Raw genomic sequence first — 17,699 nt, 5'->3', positions numbered from 1 at the left:
TTGAGACTTGTCGCAGACAAGAACAAGGAACCGCCATGTTCGATCTTCGCACCTATCCCAAGGCCGACGCCGTGCGCCAGGCCGCGCAGTTGAGCCAGGACGACTATCGGCGCCTCTACCGCCAGTCCATCGACCAACCCGACACTTTCTGGGCTGAACAGGCCAAACGCTTTCTCGACTGGTCCAGCCCCTGGGACAAGGTCCAGCAATGGGACCTGCACAGCGGCGAGGCCCGCTGGTTCGCCGGCGCACAACTGAATGTCAGCTACAACTGCATCGACCGTCATCTCGCCACCCGGGGCGACCAGATCGCCCTGATCTGGGAAGGCGACAATCCCCACGAATCGGCGCAGATCACCTACCGCAAACTGCACCACAACGTCTGCCGGCTGGCCAACGTGCTCAAGGGCCGCGGCGTGAAGAAAGGCGACCGGGTCTGCATCTACATGCCGATGATTCCCGAAGCCGCCTACGCCATGCTCGCCTGTGCCCGCCTCGGCGCCATTCACTCGGTGGTCTTCGGCGGCTTCTCCCCCGACGCCCTGCGCGACCGCATCCTCGATGCCGACTGCCGCACGGTGATCACCGCCGATGAGGGCGTACGCGGCGGCAAATACATCCCCCTCAAGCAGAATGTCGACCAGGCGCTGCTCAGTTGCCCGAATGTCAGCACAGTGCTCGTGGTGGAACGCGCCCAGGCCGAGGTGAACTGGGTCGCGGGACGCGACCTCTGGTACCACGAAGCCCTGCACGGCATCAGCGCCGACTGCCCGCCGGAACCGATGGACGCCGAAGACCCGCTGTTCATCCTCTACACCTCCGGCAGCACCGGCAAACCCAAGGGCGTGCTGCACAGCACCGGCGGTTACCTGCTGCAGGTCGCCATGACCTTCCAGTACGTGTTCGACTACCGCCCCGGCGAAGTCTTCTGGTGCACCGCCGATGTCGGCTGGGTCACCGGCCACAGCTATATCGTCTACGGCCCCCTGGCCAACGGCGCGACCAGCCTGATCTATGAAGGCGTACCGAGCTATCCGGATGCCTCGCGTTTCTGGCAGGTCATCGACAAACACCTGGTGAATATCTTCTACACCGCGCCCACCGCCCTGCGGGCCCTGATGCGCGAAGGCCACGCGCCCCTGGAAAACACCTCGCGGGCCAGCCTGCGTCTGCTCGGCAGCGTCGGCGAGCCGATCAACCCGGAAGCCTGGGAATGGTATTTCAATGCCGTCGGCGAGCAGCGCTGCCCCATCGTCGACACCTGGTGGCAGACCGAGACCGGCGGCATCATGCTCACCCCGCTGGTCGCCAACAGCCGCATCAAGCCCGGTTGCGCCACCCAGCCGATGTTCGGCGTGCTGCCGGTCCTGCTGGATGAACAGGGTCGGGAAATCAGCGGTGCCGGCAGCGGCGTGTTCGCCCTGAAAAGCAGTTGGCCGGGGCAGATCCGCAGCGTCTATGGCGACCCGCAGCGCATGCTCGAGACCTATTTCAAACCCTACCCGGGCTACTACTTCACCGGCGACGGCGCCCGCCGCGACGAGGACGGCGACTACTGGATCACCGGCCGTATCGACGACGTGATCAACGTCTCCGGCCACCGCATCGGCACCGCCGAGGTGGAAAGCGCCCTGGTGCTGCATGAAAACGTGGCCGAAGCCGCCGTGGTCGGCTATCCCCACGACCTCAAGGGCCAGGGCCTGTATGCCTTCGTCACCCCGATGAAAGGCGTCGAGCCGGACGACACCCTCAAGAAGGCCCTGCTGGCCCTGGTGGGCAAGGAGATCGGCAGCTTTGCCAAGCCGGACCTGATCCAATGGGCCCCGGCCTTGCCGAAAACCCGTTCGGGCAAGATCATGCGGCGTATCCTGCGCAAGATTGCCAGCAACGAGCTGGACAACCTGGGCGATACCTCGACCCTGGCCGACCCGGGGGTGGTCGACGGCCTGATCGAACAACGCCTGAATCCCTGAACCCCGGGTGGCGAACAACATTCGCCGCCCCAACCACCGAGCCAGCATGGAATTCCTTCGTCGCCGCATCGAAACCCAGATCATGAGTCTGACCGGCCTGTCCCTGGGCATGCTCGACCTGGAAAAACCCAAGGGCGACCCCGGCCTCTTCGGCCCGGACTCGGTGTGCTGGCGGGTGCATGGCGACTTCAGCAGCATGCTCATCGGCGGCACCAGCGCCCTGATGCTGCAAGCCCTGCACCCGCTGGCCCTGGCCGGGGTCTGGGACCATTCCAACTTCCGCCAGGACATGCTCGGACGCTTGCGCCGCACCAGCCAGTTCATTGCCGGGACCACCTTCGGCTCACGCAAGGACGCCGAGTGGCTGATCGACAGGGTACGCACCATCCACTTGAAGGTGGTCGGCACCGCACCGGATGGCCGGCCCTACGCCGCCAGCGACCCGGAACTGTTGACCTGGGTACATGTGGCCGAAGTCAGCAGCTTTCTCAAAGCCCATCTGCGCTACCGTAATCCAGACCTGTCGGCGGCGGACCAGGACCGCTACTACGATGAGATCGCGCTGATCGCCGAACGCCTGGGCGCGCGGGACGTGCCGCGCTCGCGCCAGGCCATCGCCGACTACCTGCAACGGATGCGTCCGCAGTTGCTCTGCGATGACCGCAGCCTCGAAGTCGTACGCCTGCTGCTGGCCGCCCCCGCGCCGAGCCGCCTGGCCCAGCCATTCGGCAGCCTGATCATGCAGGCCGGTATCGACCTGCTGCCGGACTGGGCCGCCGAGATGCTCGGGCAGTCGCAAAGCCCGCTGCAACGCCAGGCCATCCGGGCCGGCGTCAAACGCAGCGCACCGTTGTTGCGCTGGGCCATGCGCAACGGCGCCGCCCAACGCGCCAAACGCCGCATGGGCCTGACCCCCTGAAGGCTGGTAAACTCCCGCGCCAAATCCGATTCCAAGGCGCCGTGCATGTCTTCCTTGAACCAGGCGCTGCGCGCCGCCCTCGATCATCGCCAGGACCTGCTCGCCGAGCTGCACAGCCAGGGCACCGACTGCTATCGCCTGTTCCACGGCAGCCAGGAAGGCGCCGGCGGCCTGACCGTCGACCGCTACGGTCCCCAACTGATGGTGCAGACCTTCCACCAGACTCTGGAACGTGAAGACCTGCTGGCGCTGCACGCGACGATCAACCAACATCTGGACCTGGACACCCTGCTGGTCTACAACGACCGCTCCCGGGGCAACTCGCGCATCGATCGCGAAGACCCGGTCTATCGTGCCGACGCCGCCGCCCTCGCCGACCTGGTGGGCCACGAATGGGGCCTGAACTATCGCGTCCGTGGCCGTCACCCCGGCCAGGACCCGCTGCTGTTCCTCGACCTGCGCAACGCTCGCGGCTGGGTCAGGCAGCACAGCGCCGGCAAAAGCGTACTGAACCTCTTCGCCTACACCTGCGGCGTCGGCCTCAGTGCTGCGGCCGGGGGTGCCCGGGAGGTCTGCAACCTGGACTTCGCCGAAGGCAACCTGGCGGTAGGCCGGGAAAACGGTCGGCTCAACCCGCAACTGCCGGAGATGGACTTCATCCAGTCCGACTACTTCCCCGCCATTCGCCAGCTCGCCGGCCTGCCCATCAGCCAGCGCCGCGGACAGAAGCTGCCCAGCTACCCGCGCCTGGACCAACGCCAGTACGACCTGGTGCTGCTCGACCCGCCCGCCTGGGCCAAGAGCGCCTTCGGCACCGTCGACCTGCTGCGCGACTACCAGAGCCTGCTCAAGCCGGCCCTGCTGGCGACCGCCGACAACGGCGTGCTGATCTGCTGCAACAACCTGGCGAAAGTCAGCATGGAGGACTGGCGCGAACAGGTCCTGCGCTGTGCGGAAAAAGCCGGGCGTCCGGTACGCGAATGGCAGGTGCTGAGTCCCGCCGCCGACTTCCCTTCCCGCGACCTGCAACCACCGCTGAAGACCCTGGTTCTGCAACTCTAGGAATGGCTCGCAAACACCCATTATTGCGGCGCAACAAGAGCCTTGCTTTGGAACCGCAAACGCATGCCATACTCCAAGGCACCTCCGACTGAGAAAGACGACGATTCACATGTCCAAAGGATTGAAACGCGCCCTCGGCGCCTTGCTGACCGTCCTCGCGCTGTACGCCGTGCTGGGGTTCCTGATCCTTCCCGGCGTCGGCCTGCGTATCGCCAACCAGCAACTGGCGAACTACGCCACGGTGCCCGCCAGCCTCCAACGCCTGGAGTTCAACCCCTTCAGTCTCGAACTGACGCTGTGGGGCCTGAATATCGGCCAACCGGGCAAGGAACAGGTCGCCTTCGAACGCCTCTATGTCAACCTGCAGATCGACAGCCTCTGGACCCACGCCCTGCACCTGGCCGACATCCAGCTGGACAAACCCAACACCGAGGTGACGTTCAGCAAGGACGGCACCCTGAACCTCACCCAGCTGTTCAAGCTGCCGCCCAGCCAGCCGACCCCGGCCGCCCCCGACAGCAAGCCGTTTCCAGTACGCATCGACCAGATCACACTGGCGGGAGGGCGCCTGCATTTCCAGGACCTGCGCCCCAGCGAACCGATCGAATTCACCTACACCCCGATGGACCTGGCGCTGAAGAACCTCAGCACCCTGCCTGACGACAACGCCGACATGACCCTGGCGGCCATCGGCGCCGACGGGGGACGGATCGACTGGAAAGGTCACCTCAGCCTGGTGCCCGTCACCTCCGCAGGTTCGCTCAAGGTCACCGACAACCGGATGAAAGCCTGGTGGCCCTATGTGCGCGATGCCCTGCCGCTGGAGCTGGAAGACGGCGTCGTCAACCTCAGCAGCGACTACACCTTCAGCCTCGCCAAAGGCACCGAGTTGCAGCTGAGCAACGCCGCCGTCAGCGTCGCCCCCTTCGCCATGAAGGCCCCGGACGGTCGCCCGCTGGTGCGTCTGGAACGCCTGGACGTCAGCGAAACCAGCCTCGACCTGGCCAAACAGCAGGTGGTCGTCGGCAAGATTCGCAGCAACAAACTGGAAACCTGGGCCGCCCGCGAGCAGGACGGGCAACTCGACTGGCAGAAACTCTTCGCCTCGCAACCGGCCAAACCAGCGCCCAAGGAAGCCCCGGCCGCCTCCGACAGCGCCAAGGCCGAACCGCCGGCGCCGAGCAAGCCCTGGCAGGTCCTGCTCAAGGACGTGCAACTGCGCGACTACCGCGTGCACCTGGCCGACCGCGTACCGAAAACCGCGGTGGCCCTGGAGCTCGGCCCGCTGAACCTGGACCTGGAGAATTTCGACAGCCTCAACCAGTCGCCCTTCACCCTCAAGCTCGACACCGGGCTGGGCAAGCAGGGCAAGATCCTCGCCAGCGGCGACGTCAACCTGAGCCCGATCAGTGCCAGGCTCAAGGTCAATACCCAGGACATCGACCTGCGGGTGGCCCAGGCCTATGTCGAGCCGTTCATGCGCCTGGAAGTGCGCAGCGGCATGCTCGGCAGCGACCTCGCGGTCAACCTGAAAAGCACCGACCCGCTGGCTTTCAGCGTGACCGGCAAGGCCCAGGTCGACCAGTTGCACACCCTCGACACCCTCAAGAGCCGCGACTTCGTGAAGTGGCAGAAACTGACGGTCGACGGGCTGAATTATCAGCACGGCGACAGCCTGTCGATCGACAAGGTCAACCTGCTGCAACCCTATGCGCGCTTCATGATCAACGATGACCGCACCACCAACATCGATGACCTGCTGATCCCGCAGCCGCCCGCGAGCAAGTCCGATGAAAAAGCCACGGCGCAACCCGCGGCCTCGAACAGCAAGCCGCTGGGTATCCACGTCGGCGGCATTGCCATCAATGACGGCTCGGCCAACTTTGCCGACTTCAGCCTGACGCCCCACTTCGCCACGGCGATCCAACAGCTCAACGGCCAGATCGGTACTATCGACAACCGCCAGCCAAAACCTGCCGGCGTCGATATCAAGGGTAAGGTCGACCGTTATGCGCCGGTGACCATCAAGGGCGCCCTGACGCCCTTCGACCCGATGACCAGCCTGGATATCGCCACCAGCTTCAAGCGGGTCGAGCTGACGACGCTGACCCCCTATTCCGGCAAGTTCGCCGGCTTCCGCATCCGCAAGGGCCGGCTCAATCTCGACCTGCACTACCTGATCACCAAGGGCCAGCTGAAAGCCGAAAACAAAGTGCTGGTCGAACAGCTGCAACTGGGTGAGAAGGTCGACAGCCCGGATGCCGTGGACCTGCCGATCAAGCTGGCGGTTGCCCTGCTCAAGGACTCCGACGGCAACATCTCCATCGAACTGCCGGTCAGCGGCGACCTCAACAATCCGCAGTTCAGCGTGATGCCGATTGTCTGGCAGACCCTGCGCAACCTGATCGTGCGCGCCGCCACCGCGCCCTTCAAGTTCATCGGCGGGCTGATCTCCGGCGGCGACGCCCAGGACCTCAGCAACGTGTCCTTTGCCCCCGGCTCCAGCGAACTGAGCGGTGGTGCCCAAGCGTCCCTGACCAAGCTAGCGGCCGCCCTGAAGGAACGCCCCAACCTGCGCCTGGAGATCGAAGGCACCGCGGCCCAGGGCAGCGACGGCGCGTTGATCGCCCAGCAGCGCCTGGATCGCGAGTACCAGGACACCTACTACAAGATGCTCCAGCGCCGTGGCGACAAGGTCCCGGCCCAGGCCTCGATGATCCAGGTGCCGGACAGTGAAAAAGCGCCGATGCTCGAAGGCATCTATCGCACCCTGCTCAAGCAGCAGCCGCCTGCCGAATGGGCCAAGCTGGGCCGCGACGAGCGTACCGCCAAGCTGCAGGCCGGGGTGATCACGGCCTGGAGCGGCAATGAGCTGCTGCTGCGCAAGCTCGGCCAGGACCGCGCCAGCAGCATCAAGGACTTCCTGGTGGACAAGGGCCAGTTGGCCGACGACCGCGTGTACTTTATCGACGCCAACCTCGGCGAGGCGCAGAAAGATGGCAGCGTCGTGACGCCGTTGCACCTGGATAGCGAGTGAACATGTTCAAGCCCGTGATGTTCGGCCTGGCGCTGGCGTTGAGCGCCGGCCAGGTCCAGGCCGACAGCTTGCGTTGCGGCAGCCAGTTGATCAGTGTGGGGGACAGGAAGTCGGAGGTGCTCGACAAGTGCGGGGCACCTCGCTCCCAGGACGTGGTGGGCTATCAACGCAGCTTCGACCGGCGGGTCGAGGTGCCGATCGAAGAGTGGGTCTATCCCCAGAGCGGCGGCATGGTCCAGTACCTGCGCTTCGTCGGCGGACGCCTGGAGCGCATCGACAGCAAGCGCGGCCACTGAGCCGCAGCACAACGCCCATAAAAAAAGCACCCCGGAGGGTGCTTTTTTTCAGCTTGAAGTCGAAGCGCGATTAAACGCCCGACGCCTTGGCTGCTGCAACGTCCTTGATGGACAGCTTGATACGGCCGCGGTTGTCCACGTCCAGTACCAGCACTTCCACTTCCTGGCCTTCTTTCAGGATGTCGGTCACTTTCTCAACGCGAGCGTCGCTCAGCATGGAGATGTGCACCAAACCGTCCTTGCCCGGCAGGATGTTGACGAACGCACCGAAGTCGACGATACGCTCGACCTTGCCGACGTAGATCTTGCCGATCTCGGCTTCCGCGGTGATGCTCAGGACGCGCTGGCGAGCCGCCTCAGCTGCTTCCTTGGTTTCGCCGAAGATCTTGATCGAACCGTCGTCTTCGATATCGATCGAAGCCTTGGTTTCCTCGCAGATCGCACGGATGGTCGCGCCGCCTTTACCGATGACGTCACGGATCTTGTCGGTGTCGATCTTCATCGAGATCATGGTCGGAGCGTTGGCGGACAGCTCGCTGCGGGACTGACCGATGATCTGGTTCATCTGACCGAGGATGTTCAGGCGCGCTTCCAGGGCCTGGCCCAGGGCGATTTCCATGATCTCTTCGGTGATGCCCTTGATCTTGATGTCCATCTGCAGCGCGGTGACGCCCTTGGCGGTACCGGCTACCTTGAAGTCCATGTCGCCGAGGTGGTCTTCGTCACCCAGGATGTCGGTCAGGACGGCGAACTTCTCGCCCTCTTTCACCAGACCCATGGCGATACCGGCCACCGGCGCCTTCATCGGCACACCGGCGTCCATCAGGGCCAGGGAAGCACCGCAGACCGAAGCCATGGAGCTGGAACCGTTGGATTCGGTGATTTCCGAGACCACACGGATGGTGTACGGGAAATCGCTGTCGCTTGGCAGCATGGCCTGGACCGAACGACGGGCCAGACGACCGTGACCGATTTCACGACGACCCGCACCGCCCATGCGACCACACTCGCCCACCGAGAACGGAGGGAAGTTGTAGTGCAGCATGAAGGGGTCTTTTTTCTCGCCTTCCAGGGTGTCCAGCAGCTGTGCGTCACGGGCAGTACCCAGCGTGGCGACGACCAGGGCCTGGGTTTCGCCACGGGTGAACAGGGCCGAACCGTGGGTCTTGGGCAGAACACCGACTTCGATGTTCAAAGGACGTACGGTGCGGGTGTCACGACCATCGATACGCGGCTTGCCGTTGACGATGTTTTCGCGAACGGTGCGGTATTCGATTTCGCCGAATGCGGCTTTCACGTCAGCGGCGGAAGGCTGGCCTTCTTCACCCGACAGCTTGGCGACCACCTGGTCTTTCAGCTCGCCCAGGCGAGCGTAACGGTCGGCCTTGACGGTGATGGTGTAGGCCTGGGAGATCGCCTCGCCGAACTCGGCACGGATAGCGCCCAGCAGTTCGGTGGCTTCGGCTTGTGGAGCCCAGGTCCAGGTTGGCTTGGCGGCTTCGGCAGCCAGTTCCTTGACGGCCTGGATCACGGCCTGGAATTCGTCGTGGGCGAACAGTACGGCACCCAGCATCTGGTCTTCGGTCAGCTCCTTGGCTTCCGATTCAACCATCAGTACCGCTTCCGAGGTACCGGCAACGACCATGTCCAGGCTCGAGGCTTTCAGTTGCTCGTAAGTCGGGTTCAGCAGGTAGCCGGTGCTTTCGTGGAAGGCTACGCGAGCAGCGCCGATCGGGCCGTCGAAAGGAATACCGGAGATGGCCAGGGCCGCCGAGGTACCGATCATCGCAGCGATGTCCGGATCGGTTTTCTTGCTGGTGGAGACGACGGTGCAGACAACCTGCACTTCGTTCATGAAGCCTTCCGGGAACAGCGGACGGATCGGACGGTCGATCAGTCGGGAAGTCAGGGTTTCTTTCTCGGAAGGACGGCCTTCGCGCTTGAAGAAACCGCCAGGGATCTTACCGGCAGCGTAAGTCTTTTCCTGGTAGTGAACCGACAGAGGGAAGAAGCCCTTGCCTGGATCGGCTTGCTTGGCACCCACCACGGTCACCAATACGCTGACGTCGTCGTCAACGGTGACCAATACGGCGCCGGAGGCCTGGCGGGCGATACGGCCCGTCTCGAGGGTAACGGTCGACTGACCGAACTGGAATTTTTTGATAACCGGGTTCACGGTGTCCTACCTTCTTTTGTGGCTCTTGGGGAACTTGTCTTCTTGCGAAATTCTTGGGCAACGCCGGGAATCGGCCCGACTGTAATTGTCCAGGTGCTGCTGTCACTCAGGCAAAACAGGTGTCCAGATAAAACTAGAGGCTGGGAGCTTGCCAGGCGCCTGCGGGAAACCCGCTGACGCATGACAAACAACCAACCTCATAGCGCAATCGCTGATTAGCGACGCAGACCCAGGCGACCGATCAGAGCGCTGTAACGGCTCACGTCCTTGCCTTTCAGGTAGTCCAGCAGCTTGCGACGCTGGTTAACCATGCGGATCAGACCACGACGGGAGTGGTGATCTTTACCGTTGGCCTTGAAGTGACCTTGCAGTTTGTTGATGTTGGCGGTCAGCAGTGCAACTTGCACTTCTGGCGAACCAGTATCACCAACGGCTTGCTGGTAGTCGGTAACGATTTGAGCTTTTTCTTCAACGCTGAGAGCCATGAGGCAATCCTTTTATCAGGAAACTGTTTCAAAGAAACGGTTTCAACAGGCCAGGGACAAATCCCTGTATCTATAAATGAGCAGTGACCGTGCCTGTTGACAGCCACCCTCGCCAGCCTGCTGTTACACAGGCTGGTTCCGGTCATTCTGACCGAATCAGTCGACGCGGCGCGATGCGCCCGTCTTCGCTCACTTCACCGATACCGATGAAGCGACCGTTATGATCCTGTACCCGCACCATGCCGAACTTCGGCGCGTCCGGGGCACGTACCGGTTGGCCGTTGAGCCAATAGAACGCACTGTGCTCCGAGAATTGCAGCAGCGGCCAGTCTAGCAGACCGCTGTCCGAAGGCATGAGGAAGCGATCGACCGCCTCGTTGCCGCCTTCGGCATGTACCGCTTCCAGCTCTTCGAGCGTGACCGTCTGGGCCAGGGTGAAGGGTCCGGCCTGGGTCCGTCGCAGTTCGGCAACGTACGCGCCACAACCGAGCTTCTCACCGATATCCTCCACCAGGGTACGAATATAGGTGCCCTTGCTGCAGTCCACCGCCAGTCGAGCAGTATCGCCTTCGCAGGCGAGCAATTCCAAGCGCGCAATAGTAACAGAACGCGGTTCGCGCTCCACTACCTCACCGGCACGCGCCAGCTTGTAAAGCGGCTGTCCGTCACGCTTGAGTGCCGAGTACATGGGCGGTATCTGACTGATTTCACCGCGAAATTCCGGCAACACCGCGTCGATATCGGCGCGACCAACGGTTACCGCACGCGTCTGCAAAACTTCGCCTTCGGCATCCCCGGTGGTGGTGGTCTTGCCCAATTGCATCAGGGTTTCGTAACCCTTGTCGGAATCGAGCAGGTATTGCGAGAACTTGGTGGCCTCGCCGAAGCACAGCGGCAGCACGCCGGTGGCCAACGGATCGAGGCTGCCGGTGTGGCCGGCCTTCTCGGCGTTGAGCAACCAGCGGACTTTCTGCAAGGCGGCGTTGGAGGTGAACCCCAACGGCTTGTCCAGCAGAATGATGCCGCTGACATTACGACGGATACGCTTGACCTGAGCCACCGATTACTCCCGGGCGTCTTCTGGAAGATTGTCTTGTGCCGCCGCGCCGTCGACGTGCTGGCTGTCTTCGGCCACGGCACGCTCGATCAACGCCGACAGGTGCGCGCCACGCACGACGCTTTCGTCATAGTGGAAGTGCAACTGCGGCACGCTGCGCAGCTTCATCTCGCGGGCCAGTTGCATGCGCAGGAAGCCCGCCGCCGCGTTGAGCACCTTGATGCTCTGGGCGATGTCGTCCGGATTGTCCTGGCCCATCACGGTGATGAAGATCTTCGCGTGACCGACGTCACGGCTGACATCGACGGCGGTAATGGTGACCAGGCCGACGCGCGGGTCCTTGACTTCACGACGGATCAGCTGCGCGAGCTCGCGCTGCATCTGGTCGCCGATGCGTTGGGTACGGCTGTATTCTTTTGCCATGTCTTGTTACCTGTAGCTGCCCTGCGGTGAAACCCGCAAGGTCTGAAAGCGGCAAACGCCCGGCCTGGCAGAAGCCGGACCGGGCGTTGCGTTTAGAGTCCGGACGAGGTGCCGGGCATTTGCATGCGACCGGCCATCACGGCTCCTGAAGTGTACGAGTCAGAGGCTGCGAGCAACCTGGACCTTCTCGAAGACTTCGATCTTGTCACCGACCTTGACGTCGTTGTAGCTCTTCACGCCGATACCGCATTCCATGCCGGCACGGACTTCGGAAGCGTCATCCTTGAAGCGGCGCAGGGATTCCAGCTCGCCTTCGAAGATCACGATGTCTTCACGCAGTACACGGATCGGACGGTTACGGTGGACAGTACCCTCGATCACCATGCAACCGGCGATCGCGCCGAACTTCGGCGAACGGAACACGTCGCGGACTTCGGCGATACCCAGGATGTTCTCCCGGACGTCGCTGCCCAGCATACCGGTCAAGGCTTTCTTGACGTCTTCGATGATGTCGTAGATCACGTTGTAGTAACGCATATCCAGGCCTTCCTGCTCGACGATCTTGCGTGCGCCAGCATCGGCACGCACGTTGAAGCCGAACAGTACAGCGTTGGAGGCCAGTGCCAGGTTGGCGTCGGACTCGGTGATACCACCGACACCGCCACCGACGACGCGCACTTGCACTTCATCGTTACCCAAGCCGTTGAGCGCACCTTGCAGTGCTTCCAACGAACCACGGACGTCGGATTTGAGGACGATGTTGAGCGTCTTCTTCTCTTCCTGGCCCATGCTCTCGAAGATGTTTTCCAGCTTGCCGGCATGCGCGCGAGCCAGTTTGACTTCGCGGAACTTGCCTTGACGGAACAGCGCCACTTCGCGGGCTTTCTTCTCGTCGGCAACAACACTCATCTCGTCGCCAGCGTCCGGCGTACCGTCCAGGCCGAGGATCTCGACCGGAATGGCAGGACCGGCTTCCTTGATCGGCTTGCCGTTCTCGTCGAGCATGGCGCGCACGCGGCCATAGTTCGAACCGACCAGCACCATGTCGCCCTGACGCAGCGTACCGTCCTGTACCAGCACGGTTGCCACCGGACCACGGCCCTTGTCGAGACGCGATTCGACCACCACGCCACGTCCAGGTGCCGATGGCGTTGCCATGAGCTCCAGAACCTCGGCTTGCAGCAGAACGGCCTCGAGCAGCTCGTCAACGCCCGTACCGACTTTCGCCGAAACCGGAACGAACGGCGTATCGCCACCCCACTCTTCCGAAGTCACGCCGTGAACCGACAGTTCGCTGCGGATGCGATCGAGATCGGCGCCCGGCTTGTCGATCTTGTTCACCGCCACCACCAGCGGCACGCCAGCTGCCTGGGCATGCTGAACGGCTTCGATGGTCTGCGGCATCACGCCGTCGTCGGCGGCGACCACCAGGATCACGATGTCGGTCGCCTTGGCACCACGGGCACGCATCGCGGTAAACGCGGCGTGACCCGGGGTGTCGAGGAAGGTGACCATGCCGCGATCGGTTTCCACGTGGTACGCACCGATGTGCTGGGTGATACCACCGGCTTCGCCGGCGGCAACCTTGGCACGACGGATGTAGTCGAGCAGCGAGGTCTTACCGTGGTCAACGTGGCCCATGACGGTCACGACCGGTGCACGGGAGAACGCTTCACCTTCGAACTTCAGGGACTCGGCCAGGGAATCTTCCAGGGCGGTGTCGCTGACCAGGGTCACCTTGTGGCCCAGTTCCTCGGCAACCAGCTGGGCAGTTTCCTGATCCAGCACCTGGTTGATAGTGGCTGGGGTGCCCAGCTTGAACATGAACTTGATGATCTCGGCCGCCTTGACCGACATCTGCTGTGCCAGGTCGCCGACGGTGATGGTCTCGCCGATCTTCACGTCGCGCACCACTGGCCCGGTAGGGCTCTGGAAACCGTGGGCGTTGCGTTTCTTCAGCTTGGCCTTGCCGCGACCGCCACGACGGAAACCATCGCTTTCTTCGTCGGTAGTGCGCGGTGCCACACGTGGCGCCGGAGCCTTTTCCTTGACCGAAGCACGATGCGGAGCGTTCTTGCGCTCGCCGTCGCCACCGCCGCTACGACGATTGCTATCGTCGGCACGGGGTTTGTCCGGACGACGCGGCTCTTCGCGCTTGCGCTCGACGGCCGGTGCGGGAGCGGCCATTACGGCTTCACGTACAGGCTCGGCGACAGGCGCCTGGGCAACCGCTTCAACCACTGGAGCGACCACCGGAGCAGGAGCGGGCTGGCGGCGCGCTTCTTCTTCGGCGCGACGCTTGGCTTCTTCTTCAGCCTTTTGACGGGCCGCATTCTCTACGGCACGACGTTCTTCCAGCTCGCGCTTGCGCTCGGCTTCGATTTCTTCCGGGCTGCGTTGTACGAAGACTTTCTTCTTGCGTACTTCAACGCTGATGCTCTTGCTACCGGCAACACGCAGGGTGCTGGTGGTCTTGCGCTGCAAGGTAATCTTGCGCGGTTCTTCCACTTTCGCCTTGTGGCTGCTCTTCAGGTGAGTCAGCAAAGACTGCTTCTCACTGTCGCTCACACCTTCATCGGCGGCGGTGTGCGGCAGACCTGCCTCACGCATCTGCTGCAACAGGCGCTCTACCGGTGTTTTGACCTCATCGGCCAGTTGTTTCACCGTGACTTGCGTCATGCACTTCTCTCCTCAGGCCGCGCCTATTACTCGAACCAATGGGCTCGGGCGGCCATGATCAACTTGCCGGCACGATCGTCGTCGATGCCGTCGATGTCGAGCAGGTCGTCAATAGACTGCTCGGCCAGGTCTTCGCGGGTAATTACGCCGCGCACCGCCAGTTCCATCGCCAAATCCTTGTCCATACCCTCAAGCGAGAGCAGGTCTTCGGCCGGATGGGCGTCTGCCAGCTTTTCCTCAGTAGCGATGGCTTTGGTCAACAAGCGATCCTTGGCCCGAGCGCGAAGCTCGTTGACGATGTCTTCGTCAAAGCCGTCGATGTTGAGCATTTCCTCCAACGGTACGTAGGCAATCTCTTCCAGGCTGGTGAAACCTTCATCGACCAGCACCTGTGCCAGCTCTTCGTCGACTTCCAGCTCGTCGATGAAGTTGCGCAGGATGTCACCGGTTTCTGCCTGTTGCTTAGCCTGGATGTCCGATTCGGTCATCACGTTCAGGGTCCAGCCGGTCAACTGGCTGGCCAGACGCACGTTCTGACCACCGCGACCGATGGCCTGAGCCAGATTGTCTGCGCCGACGGCGATGTCCATGGCATGGGCATCCTCGTCAACGATAATTGCCGCGACTTCCGCCGGCGACATGGCGTTGATCACGAACTGCGCCGGGTTGTCGTCCCACAGGACGATGTCCACGCGCTCGCCGCCCAGCTCGCCGGAGACGGCCTGGACGCGCGAACCGCGCATGCCGATGCAGGCACCTTGCGGGTCGATGCGTTTGTCCTTGGAACGGACCGCGATCTTGGCCTGCGAACCCGGGTCACGGGACGCTGCCATCACTTCGATCAGGCCTTCGGCGATTTCCGGCACTTCGATACGGAACAGCTCGATCAGCATTTCCGGCGCGGTACGCGACAGGATCAACTGAGGGCCGCGGTTCTCGGTGCGGATCTCCTTGAGCAGGGCGCGAACCCGGACACCCACGCGGAAAGTCTCGCGGGAAATGATGTCTTCGCGGGCCAGCAGCGCTTCGGCGTTGTTGCCCAGGTCAACGATGACGTTGTCACGGGTGACTTTCTTCACGGTGCCGGAGATGATTTCCCCCAGGCGCTCGCGATAGGCGTCGACCACCTGCGCACGCTCGGCTTCGCGAACCTTCTGCACAATGACTTGCTTGGCGGTCTGAGCGGCGATGCGACCGAATTCGATGGACTCGATCTTCTCTTCGACGACGTCGCCCACCTTGGCGCCCGGATGGGTTTGCGCCACTTTGCTCGGCCAGGTCTCGATCGCCGGATCGTCAAGATCGGCTTCCTCGACGACTGTCCAGCGACGGAAAGTCTCATAGGCACCGGTGTGGCGGTTGATTTCCACACGCAGGTCAACTTCATCTTCAAAGCGCTTCTTGGTTGCGGTCGCCAGAGCAATCTCCAGCGCCTCAAAAATCACGCTTGCCGGTACACCCTTTTCGTTGGATACCGACTCAACAACCAGCAATACTTCTTTGCTCATCGTACGCCTCGCCTTTCGCAAGCCATTGGATCCGCGGGATCCGCGTCTCAGTCAAAACTGGGAATAATGTTGGCCTTGTCGATCAAATCGATCGGCAACAGAAACTCGTGGTCTTCCACCTGCACCACGACGTCCTGCTCTTCCACTCCGCGCAGAAGGCCCTGAAAATTACGTCGACCTTCGAAAGGCGAGCGCAACTTGATCTTCACTTGTTCGCCGGCATGCGAGGCAAACTGTTCAAGGGTGAACAGCGGGCGTTCCATGCCAGGAGAGGAAACCTCAAGGGTGTACTCAGTGGAGATCGGATCTTCGACATCCAGCACACCACTGATCTGGCGGCTGACGATGGCACAATCGTCCACCAGCACGCCGCCTTCTTTATCGATATAAACGCGCAACACGGAATGGCGACCTTGAGCCGAATACTCAATACCCCAGCATTCATAGCCAAGGGCCACGACCACCGGGGCCAACAAGGCCTGCAACTGTTCTAGCTTGCTCGACACCTGAACCCCCTCGTGCATCTCTGTGCATGCTATTGAAATAAACAAAAAATGGGCGAATCGCCCATCCCTGAAACGCCGTCGAACAGCGGCGTCATGAAGTGCCCAGCCAACAAAAAGCCCCTGAAAAGGGGCTCCGCGAAAACTGGTTGCGGGGGCCGGATTTGAACCGACGACCTTCGGGTTATGAGCCCGACGAGCTACCAGACTGCTCCACCCCGCGACAAAGCTGGGGCGAAAGTATACGACCGATCCCTTGCAGGGTCAATGTAACCTTCCACCTACAAGAAAGCCCGCAACAGCGGGCTCTCCTGATAATTGGTACCGAGAAGGGGACTCGAACCCCTACACCCTATGGGCACAACCACCTCAAGGTTGCGTGTCTACCAATTCCACCACCTCGGCAATACAACGTTTACAACATGAAACCCATTTTACTTCTGCTCTGGAGCCTTGGGTACATCAGTCGGTGAGGCCGACTTCTGCTCCTGGAGCACCGGTACATCATCAGATGCCGGTTTTTGCTTTGGTACTTCCAACACCGCTGGGTTTGGCAAACCTACTTGAGTCAGCTCATGAGCCTTCTCTTTAGCAAAGTAACCTAACCCCAAGCTGGTTATGAAGAAACCTGCGGCAAGTATAGCAGTAAACTTACTAAGAAAGGTAGAGGAACCTTGGCTTCCGAACACAGTATTTGATGCACCTGCTCCGAAAGACGCGCCAGCGTCCGCACCTTTACCCTGTTGCAGCAATACCAGACCAACAACGCCCAGCGCACCCAACAGATGAAGAACGACTACGACTGTTTCCAGCATTTTTCAGTTTCCCGCGGCGCGACAGATCGCACCGAACTCATCTGCATTCAGGGACGCTCCACCAATGAGCCCCCCATCGATATCCGGCATGCCGAACAGTTCGACCGCATTGGCCGCCTTCACGCTGCCGCCGTATAGAAGCCGCACACCTTGCGCGACCTCAGAATTCTCTGCCGCCAACTGCGCGCGAATGGCTGCGTGCACATCCTGCGCCTGCTGCGGCGAAGCTGTCAGCCCGGTGCCAATGGCCCAGACCGGTTCGTAAGCGATGACAGCCTTGGCAAAAGCGCCGACACCCAGCTCCTCGATAATGCTGCCCAGCTGACGCGAAACCACTTCCAGCGTCTTGCCGGCTTCACGCTGCTCCAGGGTTTCCCCTACACAGAGCACCGGGATCAAGCCACAAGCCTGCGCTGCCGCAAACTTGCGATTAAGGGTCTGATCCGACTCGCCCAGAATCAGGCGACGCTCGGAATGCCCTACCAGCACCAGGGAACACCCTGCATCGACCAACTGACTCGGCGCAATTTCACCGGTCAGCGCACCCTGCATGGATTCCACTGCCGAGTTCTGCGCGCCGACCGAAATCGACTGGCCTTCCAAACCTTCAACCACTTGGCTGATATGCAGACAAGGCGGGAACACCGCCACGTCAACACCGCTCGGCAAGGCCAGGTCTCGCAGGCCTTTGATCAGCTCGACGACACTGGCGCGGGTACCGTGCATTTTCCAGTTACCAGCTACCATTGGGCGACGCATGCTGTAC

At 62.0% G+C, this 17,699-nt stretch carries 14 protein-coding genes and 2 tRNA genes; 5 read left to right on the top strand and 11 right to left on the bottom strand.

From position 1 onward, the window contains the following. The first annotated feature begins 35 nt into the window (after positions 1-35). The 5 genes from acs to UCMB321_RS04295 all read left to right on the top strand — a co-directional run bounded on the left by acs (position 36) and on the right by UCMB321_RS04295 (position 7,287). The gene (acs, locus tag UCMB321_RS04315; protein ID WP_040064138.1) at positions 36-1,973 is read left to right on the top strand and encodes an acetate--CoA ligase; all 1,938 of its coding nucleotides are present in this window, start codon (positions 36-38) and stop codon (positions 1,971-1,973) included. 46 nt (positions 1,974-2,019) lie between these two features. Then, on the top strand, positions 2,020-2,892 hold the full coding sequence (locus UCMB321_RS04310; RefSeq protein WP_040064137.1) for an oxygenase MpaB family protein: 873 nt from the start codon (positions 2,020-2,022) through the stop codon (positions 2,890-2,892). Positions 2,893-2,937: 45 nt separating this feature from the next. Further along, positions 2,938-3,954 carry a class I SAM-dependent rRNA methyltransferase gene (locus tag UCMB321_RS04305; protein ID WP_040064136.1) on the top strand — a complete coding sequence of 339 codons (1,017 nt, stop codon included), beginning with the start codon at positions 2,938-2,940 and terminating at the stop codon, positions 3,952-3,954. Positions 3,955-4,063: 109 nt separating this feature from the next. Then, complete coding sequence (locus UCMB321_RS04300) at positions 4,064-6,991, top strand: DUF748 domain-containing protein (protein WP_040064134.1); 2,928 nt, start codon at positions 4,064-4,066, stop codon at positions 6,989-6,991. 2 nt (positions 6,992-6,993) lie between these two features. Further along, complete coding sequence (locus UCMB321_RS04295; protein WP_040064132.1) at positions 6,994-7,287, top strand: DUF2845 domain-containing protein; 294 nt, start codon at positions 6,994-6,996, stop codon at positions 7,285-7,287. A 70-nt stretch (positions 7,288-7,357) separates the two neighbouring features. Here UCMB321_RS04295 and pnp read toward each other — a convergent pair whose 3' ends face one another. The 11 genes from pnp to tpiA all read right to left on the bottom strand — a co-directional run bounded on the left by pnp (position 7,358) and on the right by tpiA (position 17,692). Then, a complete protein-coding gene (gene pnp, locus UCMB321_RS04290) occupies positions 7,358-9,463 on the bottom strand; it encodes a polyribonucleotide nucleotidyltransferase (protein WP_040064129.1) in 2,106 nt (701 codons plus the stop codon). A gap of 215 nt (positions 9,464-9,678) precedes the next feature. Continuing rightward, positions 9,679-9,948, bottom strand: a complete 270-nt coding sequence (rpsO, locus tag UCMB321_RS04285) for a 30S ribosomal protein S15 (RefSeq protein ID WP_002555121.1) — start codon at positions 9,946-9,948, stop codon at positions 9,679-9,681. A 142-nt stretch (positions 9,949-10,090) separates the two neighbouring features. Further along, positions 10,091-11,008 carry a tRNA pseudouridine(55) synthase TruB gene (truB, locus tag UCMB321_RS04280; RefSeq protein ID WP_040064127.1) on the bottom strand — a complete coding sequence of 306 codons (918 nt, stop codon included), beginning with the start codon at positions 11,006-11,008 and terminating at the stop codon, positions 10,091-10,093. A gap of 3 nt (positions 11,009-11,011) precedes the next feature. Beyond that, positions 11,012-11,428 carry a 30S ribosome-binding factor RbfA gene (rbfA, locus tag UCMB321_RS04275; protein ID WP_040064126.1) on the bottom strand — a complete coding sequence of 139 codons (417 nt, stop codon included), beginning with the start codon at positions 11,426-11,428 and terminating at the stop codon, positions 11,012-11,014. Between the two features lie 159 nt (positions 11,429-11,587). Beyond that, complete coding sequence (infB, locus tag UCMB321_RS04270) at positions 11,588-14,107, bottom strand: translation initiation factor IF-2 (RefSeq protein WP_040064125.1); 2,520 nt, start codon at positions 14,105-14,107, stop codon at positions 11,588-11,590. A gap of 26 nt (positions 14,108-14,133) precedes the next feature. Further along, positions 14,134-15,615, bottom strand: coding sequence for a transcription termination factor NusA (gene nusA / locus UCMB321_RS04265; protein WP_040064124.1), 1,482 nt, complete (start codon positions 15,613-15,615; stop codon positions 14,134-14,136). 47 nt (positions 15,616-15,662) lie between these two features. After that, entirely contained in the window at positions 15,663-16,121 is a 459-nt protein-coding gene (gene rimP, locus UCMB321_RS04260) for a ribosome maturation factor RimP (RefSeq protein WP_040064193.1), read from the bottom strand. Between the two features lie 143 nt (positions 16,122-16,264). Continuing rightward, positions 16,265-16,341, bottom strand: a tRNA-Met gene (locus UCMB321_RS04255). A gap of 96 nt (positions 16,342-16,437) precedes the next feature. Then, positions 16,438-16,523 (bottom strand) — tRNA-Leu (locus UCMB321_RS04250). 29 nt (positions 16,524-16,552) lie between these two features. Further along, positions 16,553-16,933, bottom strand: coding sequence for a preprotein translocase subunit SecG (secG, locus tag UCMB321_RS04245; RefSeq protein WP_040064123.1), 381 nt, complete (start codon positions 16,931-16,933; stop codon positions 16,553-16,555). Positions 16,934-16,936: 3 nt separating this feature from the next. Beyond that, positions 16,937-17,692: a triose-phosphate isomerase gene (gene tpiA / locus UCMB321_RS04240; RefSeq protein WP_040064122.1), complete on the bottom strand. Its 756-nt coding sequence runs from the start codon at positions 17,690-17,692 to the stop codon at positions 16,937-16,939. Positions 17,693-17,699 lie beyond the last annotated feature (7 nt).

Origin of the sequence: Pseudomonas batumici, from assembly GCF_000820515.1 — a bacterium.
In the GTDB taxonomy this organism is placed as follows: domain Bacteria; phylum Pseudomonadota; class Gammaproteobacteria; order Pseudomonadales; family Pseudomonadaceae; genus Aquipseudomonas; species Aquipseudomonas batumici.
This window is presented reverse-complemented; position numbering and strand designations above follow the sequence as displayed.